This is a genomic window from Arthrobacter sp. TmtSoilC48 (assembly GCF_059739425.1).
The window spans coordinates 3735713-3754371 of record NZ_AP046049.1 but is presented as its reverse complement, the minus strand read 5'-3'; the positions used below and the strand labels follow the sequence as shown (position 1 = coordinate 3754371).

The window sequence follows — 18659 nt, the reverse complement described above, 5'->3', positions numbered from 1 at the left end:
TCAGAACCGATCTGTGGAGTAGGAGGATGATGCTTGTGCAGCTGACGCCGCTTGCGGAGTGGCTTCCGACGACGGCGCGAAGCCGGCTCCCAGCAGGCCCATGGCGTCGATGAGGTACTGGCGCAGAACCGCCAGCGATTCGGCCGATAGGTCAGGACCACGTTCGGCGAACCAAACTGTCATGGCTGCCTTGCCGCACGAGATGACGGATCCGGCCAGGGCATGCAGGTAGAGCTCGCTGGTGTCCGGGCCAAGCCTGCCGCGGGCGGCGTCGATAATCTGCCCCGTGCAGTACTCCCATGCTTCGAGTTCGGAACGGGCCAGGGAACGGTTCTCGTGGGTGAGGCTGAAGAGTTCGGCCATGGGTGCTACGGACATGGGGTCAGCGAGGGCCATCAGCGCGGCCTGTGCGGATTCGAGGATCGACTCGTCCGCTGGCCTCAGGCGGAATTGCTCGAGGGCGCGATCCATGAAGCCGTCGGCCACGGATGCGAGGGCAGCCTCGAGGCTCGAAAAGTAGTTGAAGAACGTGCGCCGCGAAACGCCAGCGCTGGCAGTGATGTCCTCGACCGTGAAATTGCCCGGGCCGCTGGTGCGCAAAAGGTCAAGGGCTGCGGTGGTGATGGAGGCCCGGGTTGCCGCCTTGTTGAGCTCGCGCCGTGAAGGTCCGGCGGGTTCGGCCGACTCCACGGTGCTCGGCTCGCTGCTGATGGAAGTCACATACTTACACTAAGTGCAAGTTTGCACTCTGCGCAATATTTCATCGGGCCTGCCGGTCTTTACTAATAATTGTCGTACCCCTTTGGGGGAGTTGAGGCATGGACAAGATGCAGGAGCAGCGCGGGAGTACAGTCGCGGCGCTCCCGCCTGTTCACCCGGGCAACGCTGTCCGGGCAGGCACGATTGCAAGTGACCTGATTGACCAACTGCGTGTGTTGGAGGACATGAAGTCCGCCATCTCCGGTCTGCAGGCCAGGATTGCCGTGGCCTTTGATCGGGCCGAGCGTCAGGCGCAGGCGGAGGCCGGCGTTCCCGCCTCGGAGCAGGGCAAGGGAGTGGCCGCGCAGGTGGCGTTGGCCAGGCGGGAGTCGCCGAACCGAGGATCCCGGTTGCTGGGCCTGGCAAAGGCTTTGCTGATTGAGATGCCACGCACCCTGGCTGCGGTGGAGGCTGGCCAGCTCAACGAGTGGCGGGCGACGCTGCTGGTAAAGGAAACAGCCTGCCTCTCCTCGGAAGACCGCTGCGCGGTCGACGAAGAACTCGCCGCCGACACCGGAACCTTCGACTGCGCCGGAGACCGCGCCATCATCGCTGCAGTCAAAGCAGCCGCTTACCGCCGTGACCCGCGTTCCGTCACCCAGCGCGCAGCCCGCGCAGCCACGGAGCGGCACGTCAGCCTGCGCCCTGCACCGGATACGATGACCTACCTCACCGCACTGCTGCCCGTAGCCCAAGGCGTTGCAGCTTACGCAGCCCTCAGCCAATTCGCTGACACTGCCAAATCCAGCGGAGATGACCGCTCCCGTGGGCAAGTCATGGCTGATACTTTGGTTGATCGGCTTACCGGTACCGCTGACGGCATTTCCAAGGTGGAGGTCCAGCTCATTATGACCGACCGCACCCTCTTCCAAGGCGACACTGAGCCCGCACGGCTCAAGAGATACGGGATTGTTCCTGCCGGCTGGGCGCGGTCACTCATCGAAGCAGGTGAGGGCGTGGCTACGGCCAGCGGGCAGGACCCTCGCGGGCAGACTTCTCAAGAACCGGGCATTGACGTGTGGCTTCGCAGGCTGTTCACAGCACCTGGTACCGGTGAACTTGTGTCGACGGACTCAAAGGCGCGCCTTTTCCCTGTCGGAATGCGGCGCTTCATCGAAGCAAGGGACAATACCTGCCGAACACCATATTGTGACGCGCCCATTCGGCATATCGACCACATCGTTCCGTGGCAAAATCGTGGACCAACCGATCTGGCCAACGGGGCTGGACTCTGCGAGCAGTGCAACCACACCAAGGAAAACCCCGGCTGGACGGCAAAGCCGCTGGCTGGGAAGCCCGGCATGCACACACTGGAAATCATTACGCCTACCGGACACAGATACCGGTCCAAGGCCCCGCCCCTGCCGGGGACGCGCGGGAACGGCGTTGGCAGTAAGGATCCCGATCTTGTTCGCCAGTCCTGACCTTCAAGGTAAGGATCTGCGAACAAGATCGAGTCAGGGTCAGAACTGGTGCGGAGGTGTGGGCTGCTGCTGCGGGGGAGCCGGGGGAGTGTTCTGCTGCGGCTGGGCGGCCTGTTGGCCTGCGTTCTTTGTCAGGTACACCGACTGTCCCGTGGCGCCGGGCTCGCCCTCGCCGAGCGGAAGTACGTAGACGGCCGTGCCATAGGCGCAGACTTCCGTCCAGTTGGTCCCCATTTCGGAGGTGTCGAAGCGCATGGCGACAATTGCGTTGGCGCCGCGCTGTTGTGCTTCGTTGACCATGCGGGCCATGACTTCCTGTCGGCTTTCGTAGAGCGCCCTGGTCATTTCAGGCAGCTCCCCGCCACCGAGGGAGCGGAAGCCAGCAAGCATCTGCGAGCCAATATCGCGCGAGCGGACGGTCAGGCCCATGACTTCGCCGAAGACGGCATCAATGCGGTGGCCGGGTATCTCATTGGAGGTGACGATCAACATGGACCCGAGCCTACCCAGAATTTCACCTTTAAACGGACAAATCCCCCGGGGATTCCCGGGGGATTTGTCCGTGAGGCGGTGATGAACCGGCCAGTGCTCGGATCAGGCCTTGGAGTCGGCCAGTTCGCGCGCCTCTGTTGCGGCAGCAGCGGTGTCGTTGGCGAACTCGTCAGCGAACGCGGCACCATTGCGGGGCGCGTTGTAAAGGGACTCGTCCAGGATGCCCTGGCGCTTGGCCACGATGGCGGGGACCAGGGCCTGGCCTGCCACGTTGACGGCCGTCCGGCCCATGTCCAGGATGGGGTCGATTGCAAGCAGGAGTCCGACGCCGGCCAGCGGCAGTCCCAGCGTGGACAGGGTCAGCGTGAGCATGACGACGGCGCCAGTGGTACCTGCCGTGGCAGCGGAACCAAGCACGGAGACCAGGACGATCAGCAGGTACTGGCTGAAGTCCAGGTTGATACCGAAGAACTGGGCCACGAAGATCGCTGCGATGGCGGGGTAGATCGCCGCGCAACCGTCCATTTTGGTGGTGGCACCGAGCGGCACGGCGAACGAAGCATAGCCGGACGGGACGCCAAGGTTACGCTCGGCGACGCGCTGCGTGAGCGGCAGCGTACCGATCGAGGAACGGGAAACGAATGCCAACTGCACGGCCGGCCAAACACCGGAGAAGTACTGCTTGATGGAAAGGCCGTGGACGCGGACCAGGATGGGGTAGAGCACGAAGAGCACAAGTGCCAGGCCAATGTAGATGGCGGCAGTGAACTTGCCCAGGGAGCCGATGGTGTCCCAGCCGTAGATGGCAACGGCGTTACCGATCAGGCCGATAGTGCCCAGCGGAGCGATGCGGATGATCCACCACAGGACCTTCTGGATGACGGCCAGTGCGGAGGCGTTGAAGGTCAGGAACGCTTCTGCCTGCTTGCCGACCTTGAGAGCAGCGATGCCTACGGCGATCGCGACCACCAGGATCTGGAGTACGTTGAAGCTGACGGAGGTGCTGACCGTGGTGGCAGCGTTGGCGCTCTCCGTGACAGTGGAGCTTGCGCCGAGTCCGAGGAAGTTCTTGGGGAACAGTCCGATCAGGAATGCCCACCAGTCACCGGTTTTGCCGGCGTACTCGGCCTTCTGAGTGATCCCGGTAGCTGCACCAGGCTGCAGGAGCACACCCAGGCCGATGCCGATGAGCACAGAAACCAGCGAAGTGATGGCAAACCAGAGCAGCGTGTTCCAGGCCAGGCGGGCGGCGTTGGAAACCTGGCGAAGGTTCGCGATGGAGCTCACCACCGCGGTGAAGATCAAAGGAACGACGGCGGTCTGCAGCAACGAGACGTAGCTGGAGCCAATCGTTTGAAGAGTTGCGCCGAGCCCGTTCGGGGCGGCCTTGGTGCTGCCGGTGTACTTTGCGATGAGGCCAAGTACGAGGCCAATGATGAGGGCCGCGATGATCTGGACGCCGAAGGATCCTGCCCACTTGGGGAGCCGGAGGCCGGTCTTTCCAGCTGACGGGGAAGTGTTGGTTGAGGTGCTCACGGGAACACGCTAGGTGCACTTCAAATAACATACCTAACGAACGTTTAGAAATGTTACCTAGCTGTGAAGTTATTCCCGAACCCGGTGTGGCGTGCGTCTCGAAGACTCACCCGAGCAACGCCCGCCGCAGCACGTCCAAGCCGACCGAGCCAATATTTAGTGCCTTGCTGTGGAACGATTTCAGGTCAAACCCTTCGCGGGTTTCAAGCTCGGCCCGGATCTGCTCCCAGAGCCGCTGGCCCACCTTGTATGACGGTGCCTGCCCGGGCCACCCGAGGTAGCGGGTGAATTCGAACTGGAGCTGGCCTTCGCTGATGTCGAGGTTGGATTTGAGGAAGCCAAAGCCCTTCTCGGGAGTCCAGGTTCCGGTGCCCCAGCGTTCGGGGACGGGCAGTTCCAGATGGACGCCAATGTCGAACACAACGCGGGCGGCGCGCATGCGTTGCCCGTCCAGCATGCCCATGTGGTCGCCGGGGTCTTTGAGGTAGCCCAGTTCCAGCATGAGCTGCTCAGCGTAGAGTGCCCAACCCTCGCCGTGTCCGGAGACCCAGCAGGCGTTGCGGCGCCAGTTGTTCAGGAGTTCGCGGCGGTAGGTGGCGGTGGCGACCTGCAGGTGGTGGCCGGGCACGCCTTCGTGGTAAACCGTGGTCGTTTCGGACCAGGTGGTGAAGGTGTCTTCGCCGGCGGGAACGGACCACCACATGCGGCCGGGCCGGGAGAAGTCGTCGGACGGGCCGGTGTAGTAGATGCCGCCTTCGTCGGTGGGGGCGATCATGCATTCGAGGGTTTTCATGACATCCGGGATGTCGAAATGGACGTCGGCGAGCTCGGATACTGCGCGGTCCGAGAGCTCCTGCATCCACGCCTTCAGGGCGTCCGTTCCCTTGATCTGGCGGGCCGGATCGTTGTTGAGGATGCTTTTGGCTTCTTCGATGCTGGCGCCGGGCTTGATCTGCGCGGCTACCTTTTCCTGTTCGCTGATGAGCCGTTCCAGCTCCTGGACGCCCCAGGCGTATGTTTCCTCGAGGTCTACGGCCGCGCCCAGGAACGAGCGGGAAGCCAGGGCATACCGTTCCCGTCCCACCGCGTCCTTTTCCGGGGCAACGGGGAGAAGCTCGTCCTGGAGGAAAGTACCCAACGATTCGTAGGCTGATCGCGCCGCGGAGGCACCGGCGTCGAGCTTGGACTGAAGGTCCGCCGGGAGCGGCGAACCAGCCAGCGTGGCTCCGGCCGCCATCTTGGCGAAGAAGCCGTCCTTGGCGGCGTACCGGCCGGTTTGCTCGATGACGATCCGAACTTGGCGGGCTGCGGCTACTTTGCCGTCTTCTTTGGCGGCGCGAAGCGAGGAAATGTAGCCTTCGATTGCGCCGGGAACGTTGGCGGCACGGCCTGCGATGTGTTCCCACTGCTCAACAGTGTCCGTCGGCATGAGGTCGAAGATGGCGCGGATATCCTGCGCGGGCGAGGCGATGTTGTTGAGGTCGGCAGCATCCCAGCCGGTTTCATGGATCTCCAGCTCCAGGCCGAGCCGCTCGCGCATTGCGTCCAGTGTGACGACGTCGGATTCGTCGGTCGGTTCCAAGGCCGCCAGCGATTCCAGCGCCTGCCGGGTGGCCTGCGCATGCGCCTCGGCACCCGCTGGCGAGTAGTCCTGATATTCAGTCTCGTGCCCCGGCAACCCCAGCGTGGTGGCAAAGCTGGGATTGAGTTCGATCAGGTTTTCCGTGTACGCGTCAGCAACGGAATCGATGGCGGTCTTGGGTCGTGCAGGCGTGTTTGCATTAGTCACCCACAGAGCCTAACCGGGAGTCGGCTCACGTGAAAGGGTTGTTGCACTTTTTCCCCCTACCGGGAGAAGCGAAGCTATCCGCGGCTGCGCTTCCAGGCGCCCGGACCCGGCGTGGGGTCAAGGCGCAACTGTTGACGGCGCACCCAATGACGAACATTCGGCTTTGCAGGCGCCGACGTTTGGGGTACTCCCACGGAAGCGACGACGGCGGCAAGCGCCGCGAGCTCTTCGGCCGTGGGTTCTCCCTTGACCACGGAGAACATGGGAGCAACAGGTTCGGGCGCCGCAGCGCTCTCGTGTGCCGGGCTCACAGCGGGATGTTTCCGTGCTTCTTGGTGGGCAGGCTGGCGCGCTTGTCGCGGAGGGCGCGCAGGCCGCGGATGATCTGGAGGCGTGTGTCGGAGGGGGCAATGACTGCGTCCACATAGCCCAGCTGAGCTGCCTGGTAAGGGTTGAGGAGCTCTTCCTCATAGCCTTGGATGATCTCGGCACGCTTGGCCTCGACGTCGCCGCCGGCCTCGGCAACCGCTGCGAGGTCGCGACGGTAAAGGATGTTCACTGCACCCTGTGCGCCCATGACACCGATCTGGGCGGTGGGCCAGGCGAGGTTCAGGTCCGCGCCCAGCTTCTTGGAGCCCATCACGATGTATGCGCCACCGTAGGCCTTGCGGGTGATAACGGTGAGCTTGGGCACCGTGGCCTCAGCGTAGGCATACAGGAGTTTGGCGCCTCGACGGATGATTCCCTGGAATTCCTGGTCCTTGCCGGGGAGGAAGCCGGGCACGTCAACCAACGTGATGATGGGGATGTTGAAAGCGTCGCAGTGCCGAACGAACCGGGCGGCCTTCTCGGACGCCGAGATGTCCAGGGTTCCGGCGAACTGCATGGGCTGGTTCGCAACGATGCCAACGGTGTGGCCTTCGACCCGCCCGTAGCCAATGATGACGTTGGGGGCGTAAAGCGACTGCATTTCAAGGAAGTGGGCGTCGTCCACGATCTGCTCAATGACCTTGCGCATGTCGTAGGGCTGATTGGCCGAATCCGGGATCAGCCCATCCAGGGCGAGGTCGTCGTCGTCGAGTTCCAATTCCTGGTCGTGTTCTACAACCGGGGCCTCCGAGAGGTTGTTGGAAGGCAGGAAATCCAGGAGTTCGCGGACGAACTCGATCGCGTCGGCTTCGTCGGAGGCAAGGTACGTGGAGGTTCCCGTGGTGGCATTGTGCTGGCGGGCACCGCCCAGCGTTTCCATATCCACGTCCTCGCCCGTGACGGTCTTGATCACATCGGGGCCGGTGATGAACATATGGGACGTCTTGTCCACCATGACGACGTAGTCGGTCAGGGCGGGGGAGTAGGCAGCGCCGCCGGCGCACGGGCCCATGATGAGCGAGATCTGAGGGACTACGCCGGATGCGTGCACGTTGTTGCGGAAGATATCCGCGAACATGGCCAACGAGGCCACACCTTCCTGGATGCGCGCGCCACCGCCGTCGTTGATGCCGACTACCGGGCAGCCATTGCGGAGGGCGAATTCCTGGACCTTGACGATCTTCTCGCCGTTGACCTGGCTCAAGGAGCCGCCGTAGACGCTGAAGTCCTGGCTGTAGATGGCAACGAGGCGCCCGTCTACCGTGCCGTAACCGGAGACGACGCCGTCGCCCAGGGGCTTCTTTTTCTCCATGCCGAAGGCGGTGGAGCGGTGGACGGCCAAGGCGTCGAACTCAACGAAAGATTCGGGATCGACCAGAAGGTCAATGCGTTCGCGGGCAGTGTTCTTACCGCGCGCGTGTTGCTTTTCGATCGCTTCCGGACCGGAAGGCTGTTCTGCACGGGCCTGGCGGTCGCGGAAGTCTGCAATCTTTCCCGCTGTCGTTGTCAGATCGTGGCTCATCAAGTGTCTCCGGCTCTGTAGCTGATTTTCGCTGGCGCAGTTCTGATGCAAACAAGTAGCTGACTTAAGTAGCTTCCGTACAAAGAACAGGCCCCGCTGGCCAGTCTAGTGACGCCATTGCCGCGAACCGCTGTAGAAACCCTACAATTTTCAGCGCCCAAGCCAAAGCTGCCAGTATGTTACCCGTCAGTAACATACTTGGGTTAGAGTGTCTCCATGACTCCAAGCAACGATGCTTTCCCAGCTTCCGAAGAGAGTAAGCCGAAGGGCAGCACCCCTTATGTGGCCAGCGGTTCGCTCAAGGGCCGCACCGTCATCATGTCCGGCGGCAGCCGTGGCATCGGATTGGCCATCGCCACCCGCGCGGCCCGCGACGGCGCCAACATCGTACTAATGGCCAAGACCGGGGAACCCCACCCGAAACTTGAGGGGACCGTCTTCACCGCTGCCGATCAACTCGTCGCCGCAGGTGGCCAGGCGCTGCCCCTCGTGGGCGATGTCCGCAATGACGACGACGTCGCCGCAGCCGTGAGTGCCGCCGTCGAGCGCTTTGGGGGAATCGACGTCGTCATCAACAATGCGTCAGCCATCGACCTCTCGCGCACGGACGCGATTGACATGAAGCGCTACGACCTCATGCAGGACATTAACGTCCGGGGAACCTTCCTGCTCTCCAAGCTGTCCCTCCCTGCACTGCGGGAATCCGGGAACGGGCACATCCTCACACTGTCTCCACCGCTGAACCTCGATCCAAAATGGGCCGGGATGCATCTGGCCTACACCATGGCCAAGTATGGAATGAGCCTCACCACCCTGGGGCTCGCCGAAGAGCTTAAGGACGACGGCGTTTCGGTCAACTCGCTCTGGCCTTGCACGCTGATCGATACCGCGGCGATCCGGAACATGCCTGGTGGGCAGCAGATCGTGAAGGCCGCCCGCGGACCGGAGATCATGGCCGATGCTGCGCACGCTGTTCTGACTGGCGCCAACCTTGCCGACGGTGTCACGGGTTCGGGGAACTTCTACACTGACGAAGAAGTCCTCCGGGCTGCTGGCGTGAAGGAGTTTGCGCCATACAGCCTCGGTGCGCCTGAAGACCGTCTGGTGCCGGACATCTTCCTCTAAGCGGATTCCCATGTTTCGGGCAGGTTCTGTGGGCCGCAACTGGATAGGATTCAGCTATGGATGCCGAACAACCTGCCAGCAGCGAACCCCTCGTCCCCAGGCCCGGGGCGGACCGGCCCTCACTGGACCGCGAGGCGCTGGACCGTGAGGCATTGCTTGAGCCTGATTTCCTGTCGGCAACCGGCATTTCGCAATTGAATATTGTCGAGTCCACGGGATCCACCAATCAGGATCTCGTTCGCGCCGTAACCGTGGAGCCTAAGAAATGGGCTGATCTCGCCGTCTTGACGGCCGAACACCAGACGGCGGCACGCGGACGGCTGGATAGGCACTGGGAATCTCCGGAGCGCTCTGCCGTTTCAGTGTCAATGGTGCTGCGTCCCGTCACAGCCGAAGGCATGCCCGTGCCGACGCAGAGTTACTCGTGGCTCTCACTGCTCGCCGCCGTTGCCCTGCACGAAGCCTTGCAGGAAACGGCTGGCGTTACGGCAGAAATCAAGTGGCCCAACGACGTCCTGGTTAATGGACGGAAGATCGCCGGAATCCTGGCCCAAATGACGCCACTGGGTGACGGATCGGTCCCCGCAGTGATCCTGGGCGTTGGGCTCAACGTCTCGCTGTCACAGGATGAATTGCCGGTACCAACCGCTACATCCTTGGCGTTGGAGGGGGCCACGACGACGGACCGCACCGCGCTGCTGAAGAGCTACCTTTCACGCTTCAGCCGGCTTTACCGCAGCTTCTGCAATTCGGAAGGCGACCCCGCGGCAGGGTTGGCAGGCGGGCCCTCGCTGCATAAGCGCGTTGAGTCGGCAATGGTCACGTTGGGACGCGAGGTGCGCGCGCACCTGCCCGGTGATCATGAAGTGGTGGGCCATGCCTCCCGGTTGGACGAGCACGGCTCGCTCCTTGTGGTGGACCACGGCGGCCGGGAACATGTTGTGACGGCTGGTGATGTGGTCCATTTGCGGGCTACGGAAAGCGGTTATGCGTAAAGAGTTGCTTCCGGGGGAGCAGGTCATCACCATCACGCGGCAACAGGCCCGCTCGCTGTTCTTGCCAACGCTGGCCTTCATAGTGGTTCCTGCCCTGGCAGCCTACGCGTGTGCGTGGATCATCAAAGGAAATCCGCAACGTCTGGCCCCATTCATTACAGTGGAATGGACGCCGTGGCTTGTCGGCGCCTGTGTGGCCGTAGCAGGGTTCGTGCTGGTGGCCTACAGCCTCAGGCGGGTGTTGAAGTGGCGTTCAGTCAGGTTCATCCTGACAAGCCGCCGGATAATTGCCAAGTACGGAATGTTTCGTCGCGGCGACTGGCAGGTGTCGTTGATGGCGGTCCGCAGCGTGGGGGTCCACCAGAACCTGCTGCAGCGGACATTGCACTCAGGGAATATATCCTTGGATACCGGGCCCTCTGGCGAAGCGGTCTTGACGGACGTACCGGAGGTAGGAAAATTCAGGGGCTACATTCTTGACGCCATGGATGAACTGCCCAGTGCTGGAACTTTAGAGGCCAACGGTGGAATTTTTGAGGGTGAAGTCCTGCAGGACGTTGATGGGTTGCCGTGGGAATTGAGAGAAGGTGGAAGAGATGAGCGTTGAGGATCAGCAGTCCGGCGAGGACCTGGACGAGGAGTTCGACGCCGTACCCGAACCTTCAGTGGACGAGGACACGGAACCCGCGCCCGCCCAGGCGCCGGTGACTACCGGCCCGCCGACCGGCGTGATGTCGGCAGAGCGCTTGGCCATCAAAGCCCTTGAGGCGAGGCTGCTTGGCGGCGAACGCAAGCTCCGCCGTCGTGAAGTTGCCGCAGGTGCCGGTGTCTCCATTCTTTCCGCACGGAAGTTGTGGAGGGCTTTGGGCTTCCCCAATTTCGGCGACGACGACGTCGCGTTTACTGAGCGTGACCAAGCAGCGTTGTCCACCATCCTTGACCTTGTCCGTGCCGGGATCCTCACCGAGGAAGCGGCGATATCCGTCACCCGATCGATCGGCCAGATGACGGACCGCATGGTGGTGTGGCAGATCGAAGCACTGGTTGAGGACATGGTCCAGGAGCAGGGAATTCCGGATGCCGTGGCCCGCAAACAGCTTGTGGGTCAGCTGCCGGCGCTGGTGGATTCCCTGGAAGAGATCCTGGTCTACTCGTACCGCCGCCAACTCAATGCCGGCGTTCAGCGGCTTGCCGTCCGTGCCGAGGCGGGCTTGCAAGCGAGCGAAGAAGGACGCGAAGGGGACGAAGACGATTCCCCCTTGCCTTTGGCCCGTGCCGTAGGGTTCGCCGATCTCGTCTCCTACACAAGCCTCTCGCGGCGCATGAACGAGAAAACCCTCGCCCAAATGGTCCAGCGCTTCGAGAACAAATGCGCCGAGATCATTTCCGTGGGCGGTGGGCGCCTGGTGAAGACCGTGGGCGACGAAGTTCTCTACATTGCCGAGACCCCGGCGGCTGGCGCGGAAATCTCCCTCGCCTTGGCGCAGGCCTTCACGGAAGACGAGATCCTGCCCCAGGCGCGCGTGTCCATGGTGTGGGGTCGCATCCTGTCCCGACTCGGCGACATCTATGGCCCAACCGTGAACCTTGCTGCGCGGCTGACCACCCTTGCCCAGCCTGGGACGGTCCTGGTTGATGCGATGACCGCTGCCGCGCTCGGGCAGGACGAACGCTTCGTGCTGGTCCCGCAAAAGTCCGAGAATGTCCGTGGTTTCGGTGAGATCCACCCCGTGATGCTCGCGCGTGGCCGCGGCAAGGGCTTGGTGCTGGACTAAACCCTCTCCCACATCCTGCGGGTTGTTGGTGATCGTTCTCTCACGTCGTGCGGGTTTTTGGTGATCGTTCTCTCACGTCGTGCGGGTTTTTGGTGATCGTTCTCTCACGTCGTGCGGGTTTTTGGTGATCGTTCTCTCACGTCGTGCGGGTTTTTGGTGATCGTTCTCTCACGTCGTGCGCTGATCGGAGATTGTCGCTGCACGATGAGGCCCGACGTCGGCACTTACCGTGGGTGCCCAACGTCGAGCTACTGCTGCGCGGCCTTCCCCCGAAGAGGACACGAGGTGAGCGAGCATCGGCTGAATGCTGGTGGGATGTGAGCGAGCATCGGGCGGAAACGGGTGGGATGTGAGCGAGCATCGGGCGGAAGCGGGTGGGATGTGAGCGAGCATCGGGCGGAAGCGGGTGGGATGTGAGCGAGCATCGGGCGGAAGCGGGTGGGATGTGAGCGAGCATCGGGCGGAAGTGGGTGGGATGTGAGCGAGCATCGGGCGGATATTACAATTCGATGGAATAACCTAGAATTCTGAAGAGCGGTCGAGGGGAGTTCTCCCCATCGCCGCGTCCCCGGGGAAGGCCATAGGCTGTCAAAGCCAATGGAGAGTCCAATCTCGGGTTCCCTTGGCTCCTCGTTCGGTGCGTGGGATAGTCTTAGGGACTGAAAATTCCGCCGCCGTATGGGGGTACTGCGGAATGCAAGGCTGCCGGCACATGCCGGTTGGTCTGGACGCCGCCTGGGGGCGGCTGTACAACAAGGGAATTTTGGGGCTGTGACATCTTTCTTCGGCAAGCTGGGGCTGAAAAAGCGTCGAAACAGGAAACTCGTATCTGCAACTGCCGTGACTGCGGCCGGTGCCTTGCTGGTAGCGGGCGCAGTCCTCTACCCGGGGTTCAAGACGGCCGAGGTCGATTTGAACGATGGCGGCGTGTGGGTTGTGAGCAAGACCAAGAACGCCGTGGGACGGTTGAATTATCCCTCCCGGGTTCTTGATGGAGCTGTGACACCGGCCACCACCACCTTCGATGTCCTGCAGCATGACGGCAATGTTTTTGTGGACGATGAGTCCGGCTCCACTATCAACCAGGTCTCTGCGGCGAACCTGAAGCTGGGCGGCGACAAACAACTGCCCTCGTCCTCGCAAGTCAGCTACGGTTCCAGCGTCCTCTCAGTCACGGACCCCGCCCGTGGAAAAGTGTGGGCGCTTTCGCCATCCACCGTGAACGGCTTCGACGAAGAATCCACCGAACCCGTCCTCACTGGCTCGCAGAACATGGTGTCGGCCGTCGGACAGGACAACCGCATTTACACGGCGGACCCGGGCAAGGGCGAAATCACCATCACCACCGTGGACGCCAACGGCGAACGGACTGCCTCGGACGTAACCAAGGTGGACGAGCTCAAGGGCGCCGGTGACCTGCAGATTGCTGTTGTGGGCGACAAACCAGTGGTGCTCGATGCCGCGTCCGGAAACCTCTTCCTTCCCGGTGGCCGCAAGCTCCAGCTGCAGGACGCCCGGGAAGCCAAGCTCCAGCAGAGCAGCGAAGACAGCGGCTATGTGGCCATCGCTACGCGCAAAGCCCTCCTGAAGCAGCCTTTGGACGGGTCCACGGCAGCCACCGTCAACGTGGACGGTGAGGGAGTTCCCGCCGCGCCAGTGCAGGTCAGCAAATGTGTCCACGCAGCGTGGGCAGGGGCCAACAAATATGTCCGCGATTGCGATAACGACGCAGACGATAAGAAAAACGACGTACCCAAGGCCAGTGCCTCGCCCAGCTATGTCTTCCGCGTGAACCGGGACCTCGTGGTCCTTAACGACATCAATTCCGGCAGTGTGTGGCTGGTCAACCAGAACATGCAGCTCGTGAACAACTGGGACGATGTTGTCCCGCCAAAGAACCAATCCGATGACCAGGACCAGGAATCCGCGGACAACAACACCATCAACGTCCGCCCGGACCGTACCAAGCCGAACCGTCCGCCCGAGACCAAACCGGATGAGTTCGGCGTACGTCCCGGCCGTACTTCCGTCCTGGGCGTCCTGGACAACGATTCGGATCCCGACGGCGATGTCCTGACCGCCTCGGTTGGCGCCAACGGCCCCAAGTCGGGTGCGCTGGAGAGCATTTACGGTGGCTCAGCGTTCCAGATCAAAGTCCCTCCCACCGCGAAGCCTGGCACGGAGGTCTTCGACTACAACGCCTCGGATGGCCGGGGTTTGTCAGCCGGCGGGAAGGTGACGTTGCACGTCGTCGCTCCGGAAGAGAACAAGCCTCCACTGTTCAAGCGTGCCGAGCCCACCACGATGCTCGTGGAGCAAGGCAAATCCGTTAGCCAAAACATCCTTACGGACTGGATGGACCCCGACGGCGATGACCTCGTCCTGCTGGACGCCAAGGCTGACAATGACCAGGACCAGGTCAAGGTCCGCCGGGATGGGTTGCTCACGTACCAGGATTCCGGCGCGGCGCCCGGAAAAAAGAACGTCACCATCACCGTCTGGGATGGCCGCGCCACCATCACAGGCCGGGTGGTTGTGAACGTGCAGCCGCCGGGAGCCTTGGCGCCGGTGGTAAACGCGGACCACGTCACAGCGGTGGTGGGCCAGGACCTGGTCATCTCCCCGTTGAAGAACGACGTCGACCCAAACGGTGGCGCCTTGCGCGTGGCCCATGTTGAGGCTGCAGGCCCGGCAGAGCTGGGCCCGGTCACTGACGGCGGGACCTTCACGTTCCGCAGCAACACGCCCGGTCCCGTGTATTTGAGTTACATTGCCAGCAACGGACCACAAAGCAGCCAGGGCTTGATCCGCGTGGATGTGGAGTCCGGGAAGGACGCCGGGGCCCCGGTTGCCGTCCACGACGTCGCCCTGCTGCCTGTGGGCGGAAGCGTGTTGGTTGATCCGCTGGCCAACGACTCCGATCCTTCCGGCGGGGTCCTCGTCCTCCAGTCGGTTACGGTTCCCGACGGCTCCTCGGCATCGGTCAGTGTGATCGACCACAGCGTCCTTCGCATCACCGACGTCCTCGGGGCCAAGGAACCTTTTGTGTTCAGCTACACCATGTCCAACGGCCGCGCCTCGGCCACCGGAACGGTGGGCGTCGTCCCGGTGCCGGCCCCCGCCGTCGTCGAGGCTCCCCAGCCGAAACCCGACGAGGTGAACGTACGCGTCAACGACGTCGTCACCATTCCTGTCCTGGACAACGACACACATCCGCAGGGCGAAAAGCTCTCTGTTGATCCTGTGTTGGCCCAGCCCGTTGCCGAAGAAGACGGCAAGGCGTTCGTTTCCGAAGACACGCTCCGCTTCATCGCTGGTCCTGTCCCCAAGACGGTGCGCGCCATCTACAACGCCGTGGATCCGCAGGGGCAGAAAAGCGCCGCTGCAGTGACCATCCATATCCTCCCGTTGGAAGACGCCCAGAATTCGCGGCCACAGCCCAAGAACCTGACGGCGCGCGTAGTGGCGGGCGGCAGCGTCCGCATTCCGGTTCCGTTGGATGGCATAGACCCCGACGGCGACTCGGTCCAGCTCACCGGCATCGACAGCACACCCAGCATGGGAACCGCGACGGCGGGAAGCAACTTCATCGATTTCGTCGGCGCAGGCGACGGCGCAGGTACCGATACGTTCCGATACAAGGTGATTGACCGCCAAGGAGCCGTCAACACGGGAACTGTCACTGTCGGGGTTGCGCCGCGCGGTGAAGACAACCAGAAGCCGGCTCCGGTGGATGACGAAGTCAAGGTCCGTCCGGGCCGGCAGATTGCCGTGGATGCTACTGCCAACGACACTGATCCGGATGGTGACCTGATCCGGATCGTGGCCGATGGTATTGAAGCTGACGCCGGTTTGGATGCCCATGTGAGCAAGACCAGTGGGCGCATCCTTATTACGGCGCCTGCTGCCGAAGGGACGGTCAACGTCCGCTATTCTGTGGCCGACGACCGCGACGCCGTGGGCCAGGCCAGCATCCGGGTGATCGTCAAGAACGATATCCCCCTGCAGGCCCCGATTGCCCGCGATGACCGCGTGACATCGGCCCAGACTCTCGGGAAGACAGCCGTGGACGTCCCCGTCCTGAAGAACGACGAAGACCCTGATGGTGTGGGGGAGAACCTCAAAATCAGTACCGGGTTGGAGACGGCCCGGCCCGGGTCTGAGGGCAACGTGGTTGTTGACCTCACCGAGCAGCCGCAACTGGTTCCCTACACGGTGGAGGACGTGGACGGACAGAAGTCCACGGCCGTCATCTGGGTGCCGGGCATCGGCCAGCAGGTTCCCACCTTGGCCAAGGATGAGGTGGTGGAGCTGGTATCGGGCCAGTCCGTCACCGTAAATTTGGCCGACTGGGTCAAGGTCCGTGATGGACGTTCCCCCCGGCTGACGCAGGCAGACCGCATCAAGCTGATCGGCGCCGATGGCAGCGACCCCATTGCCAACGGTGGTACTGCGATCAAGTACACGGCAGGCGCAGAATACGTGGGCCCTGGATCCATCAGCTTTGAAGTCACGGATGGAACCGGCCCTGACGATCCCAACGGCTTGAAGTCCACGCTCAGCATCCGTACCAAGGTGCTCCCGGACCCCAACAAGAACAATCCGCCCACGCTGCTTGGCAGCCAGGTTGAGGTTCCCAAGGGGGACTCGGCGAGCCTGGACCTGGAGAAGCTGACCTCGGATCCTGATGCCGACGACGTCCAGAACATGAGCTACGAACTGGTGGGCGCGGCACCCGGCGGTTTCCGGGTGAACGTAGATGGCAAGACACTCAAGGTGTCCGCCGAAGATTCAGTGCAGATCGGCCAGGGCGGCACAGTCCAGGTGAAAGCCAAGGACCGCCGCGGACTGGAAGCCCTTGCTACGTACAAGCTCTCCCTGTCTGCATCCAACCGCCCTAAACCCGTTGCCAATGATGACGTGGAACCTGATGCCCAATCGGGCAAGCCGGTCACAGTCAATGCGCTGGCGAACGATTCGAACCCATTCCCGGATACGCCGCTGAAGATCGTCTCCGCCGTGACGGAAACCGGCCAGGGGACGGCGGATTCCAGTGGTGGCAACGTGACGGTGACGCCCGCAACGGGCTTCACCGGAACACTGGTTGTGGCATACACGGTGCAGGACAAGACCGGGGAGCTCTCGCGGTACTCCACGGCACGCATCCGGCTCACGGTGAAGGATAAGCCGGCTGCTCCCACGACTCCGCTTGCGCAGAGTGTCGGCGACCAGACAGCCTTGCTGACCTGGAATGCCCCTGCCGACCGTGGTTCGCCCATCACCAAGTACACGGTGTACGGCGAGGGCGGCTTCAAACAGGACTGCCCTGCCAACACCTGCACCCTGACGGGCCTGACCAACAACGTGAAGTACCACTTCGCAGTGACGGCCACCAACGCCATCAATGAGTCCGATCGCTCGCCAGTGTCCGCGGAGGTTCGACCCGACGTCAAACCGGACACCCCCGTGGCGCCCACGCTCAAGTTCGGGGACAAGCAGGTGTCCGTAGCCTGGGTCCCGCCTGCCAGCAAGGGCTCGCCCATCAAGTCATACGATCTTGAGATCTCCCCGGCTCCTGCGGGCCAGAATCCCCAGATCCAGAACCTCACCGGCGCAAGCTACGTCTGGAAAGGCCTGACGAACGGCGTTGCTTACAAGGTCCGTGTCCTGGCCAGGAACGACGCCAAAGAACCCTCGGAGTGGAGTCCCTACTCCGCCGCGGAAACTCCGGCAGGGGTACCGGCAACACCGGCTGCTCCCTCTGTGTCCGGCGCCGGATCAGTTGGCAGCCAGAGCCAGTTGAAGGTCAGCTGGGCAGCTCCCAACAACAATGGCGACCCCGTCTCTGCCTACACGCTGACCACCTACCGGGGTGGCGCCGTCGTGGGTTCCCAATCCGTAGCCGCCACCTCGCAGAATGTCACCGTGGCAAACGCGGAAGCTGACTACACCTTTACGGTTTCGGCTACCAACAAGGCCGGTGTCAGCGGAGTCAGCCAGCAGTCGGCGGCTATTCGTGCTGCAGGCAAACCCGGCACGGTGGGAAGCGGTTCGGTCACTGCAACCGGCACCAGTGGACAGCTACGGGTGACGTTTACCCCGCTGACCGCCGCGGAACGCAATGGTTCGCAGGACAACGAAATCACCTACCGCTGGCAGACCGCCTACGGTTCGGGCCCGATTGGCCGCGGCGGCGGAGACATCGGCGGCCAGCCAAACGGCGACAACGTGGTGGTTAACATCATTGCCACTTCAGTGAAGAACGGCATGTCCGGCGATGCCAAGGCGATCGGGACGGGGAACCCCTATGGGCCTCCGAACGCGCCGAATGTCAACGGTGGAAAGTCGGCCAAGGGCGATGGCCAGGTGCACTGGACGTGGAACAACCCATCCATGAACGGCCGGCCTTTGGATCACTACGAGGTCAGCCTGGACGGTGGCGGCTGGAGCGGCGTGGGTAAGGCCACGAGCTTTGATGCCTCCGGTGGTGGTTGGAACAACACACGCAACCTGAAGGTCAGGGCAGTGACTGTTGTGGCCGGTCCGGCCGGAAGCGCCAACTCCACCAGCGGCGACGACCCCACGCCACCGCCGCCGGCTTCACAGATCCAGGTGGACGCCAGCAGTGTCCGCACGTGCCCGGGTAAGCCCGGTCTGCCTGACTCGTACACTCCGGGCAGCCCTGCCAGTTGCGGCGTCGGCTGGGTGGAGCGCTCCTGGGGCAAGATCACCATCAATTGCACCAAAGACATTTACGGCAACGGCACCCCCTGGTACCGGCTCCAAGGCACTGCCAAGGACGGCTGGTTCGTCAAGTCCACCACGGTGGATCTCTACGGACCCCGGCCCGGCGGTTGCTGAATTGCCCACCAC

12 protein-coding genes are annotated in these 18659 nt (G+C 62.8%); 6 read left to right on the top strand and 6 right to left on the bottom strand.

Going from position 1 to position 18659, the window contains the following annotated elements:
• Entirely contained in the window at window positions 1-720 is a 720-nt protein-coding gene (locus AC6I97_RS17360; RefSeq protein WP_497945550.1) for a TetR/AcrR family transcriptional regulator, read from the bottom strand.
• Between the two features lie 98 nt (window positions 721-818).
• Between AC6I97_RS17360 and AC6I97_RS17355 the strand changes: the two genes are divergently transcribed.
• A complete protein-coding gene (locus AC6I97_RS17355; protein ID WP_497945548.1) occupies window positions 819-2183 on the top strand; it encodes an HNH endonuclease in 1365 nt (454 codons plus the stop codon).
• A gap of 39 nt (window positions 2184-2222) precedes the next feature.
• On the opposite strand, the gene AC6I97_RS17350 is transcribed toward AC6I97_RS17355, so the two are convergent.
• From AC6I97_RS17350 to AC6I97_RS17330, 5 genes are all read right to left on the bottom strand, one after another.
• Window positions 2223-2675, bottom strand: a complete 453-nt coding sequence (locus tag AC6I97_RS17350; RefSeq protein ID WP_224166887.1) for a YbjQ family protein — start codon at window positions 2673-2675, stop codon at window positions 2223-2225.
• A 102-nt stretch (window positions 2676-2777) separates the two neighbouring features.
• Window positions 2778-4211 (bottom strand): dicarboxylate/amino acid:cation symporter, encoded by a 1434-nt coding sequence (locus tag AC6I97_RS17345; RefSeq protein ID WP_497945545.1) that lies wholly within the window; start codon window positions 4209-4211, stop codon window positions 2778-2780.
• Between the two features lie 106 nt (window positions 4212-4317).
• Entirely contained in the window at window positions 4318-6000 is a 1683-nt protein-coding gene (locus tag AC6I97_RS17340; RefSeq protein ID WP_497945542.1) for a DUF885 domain-containing protein, read from the bottom strand.
• A gap of 74 nt (window positions 6001-6074) precedes the next feature.
• On the bottom strand, window positions 6075-6263 hold the full coding sequence (locus AC6I97_RS17335) for an acyl-CoA carboxylase epsilon subunit (protein WP_224093913.1): 189 nt from the start codon (window positions 6261-6263) through the stop codon (window positions 6075-6077).
• A 44-nt stretch (window positions 6264-6307) separates the two neighbouring features.
• Window positions 6308-7891, bottom strand: coding sequence for an acyl-CoA carboxylase subunit beta (locus AC6I97_RS17330; RefSeq protein WP_216925413.1), 1584 nt, complete (start codon window positions 7889-7891; stop codon window positions 6308-6310).
• Between the two features lie 216 nt (window positions 7892-8107).
• On the opposite strand from AC6I97_RS17330, the gene AC6I97_RS17325 reads away from it, so the two are divergent.
• From AC6I97_RS17325 to AC6I97_RS17305, 5 genes are all read left to right on the top strand, one after another.
• Window positions 8108-9016 carry an SDR family oxidoreductase gene (locus tag AC6I97_RS17325; RefSeq protein ID WP_309927651.1) on the top strand — a complete coding sequence of 303 codons (909 nt, stop codon included), beginning with the start codon at window positions 8108-8110 and terminating at the stop codon, window positions 9014-9016.
• 56 nt (window positions 9017-9072) lie between these two features.
• The gene (locus AC6I97_RS17320) at window positions 9073-10011 is read left to right on the top strand and encodes a biotin--[acetyl-CoA-carboxylase] ligase (RefSeq protein ID WP_497945541.1); all 939 of its coding nucleotides are present in this window, start codon (window positions 9073-9075) and stop codon (window positions 10009-10011) included.
• Window positions 10004-10618 carry a PH domain-containing protein gene (locus AC6I97_RS17315; protein WP_224166892.1) on the top strand — a complete coding sequence of 205 codons (615 nt, stop codon included), beginning with the start codon at window positions 10004-10006 and terminating at the stop codon, window positions 10616-10618. Before AC6I97_RS17320 ends, AC6I97_RS17315 begins: the two co-directional genes overlap by 8 nt.
• Window positions 10608-11786 carry an adenylate/guanylate cyclase domain-containing protein gene (locus tag AC6I97_RS17310; protein ID WP_224091990.1) on the top strand — a complete coding sequence of 393 codons (1179 nt, stop codon included), beginning with the start codon at window positions 10608-10610 and terminating at the stop codon, window positions 11784-11786. Before AC6I97_RS17315 ends, AC6I97_RS17310 begins: the two co-directional genes overlap by 11 nt.
• A gap of 771 nt (window positions 11787-12557) precedes the next feature.
• A complete protein-coding gene (locus tag AC6I97_RS17305) occupies window positions 12558-18647 on the top strand; it encodes an Ig-like domain-containing protein (protein WP_497945540.1) in 6090 nt (2029 codons plus the stop codon).
• Window positions 18648-18659: the final 12 nt, after the last annotated feature.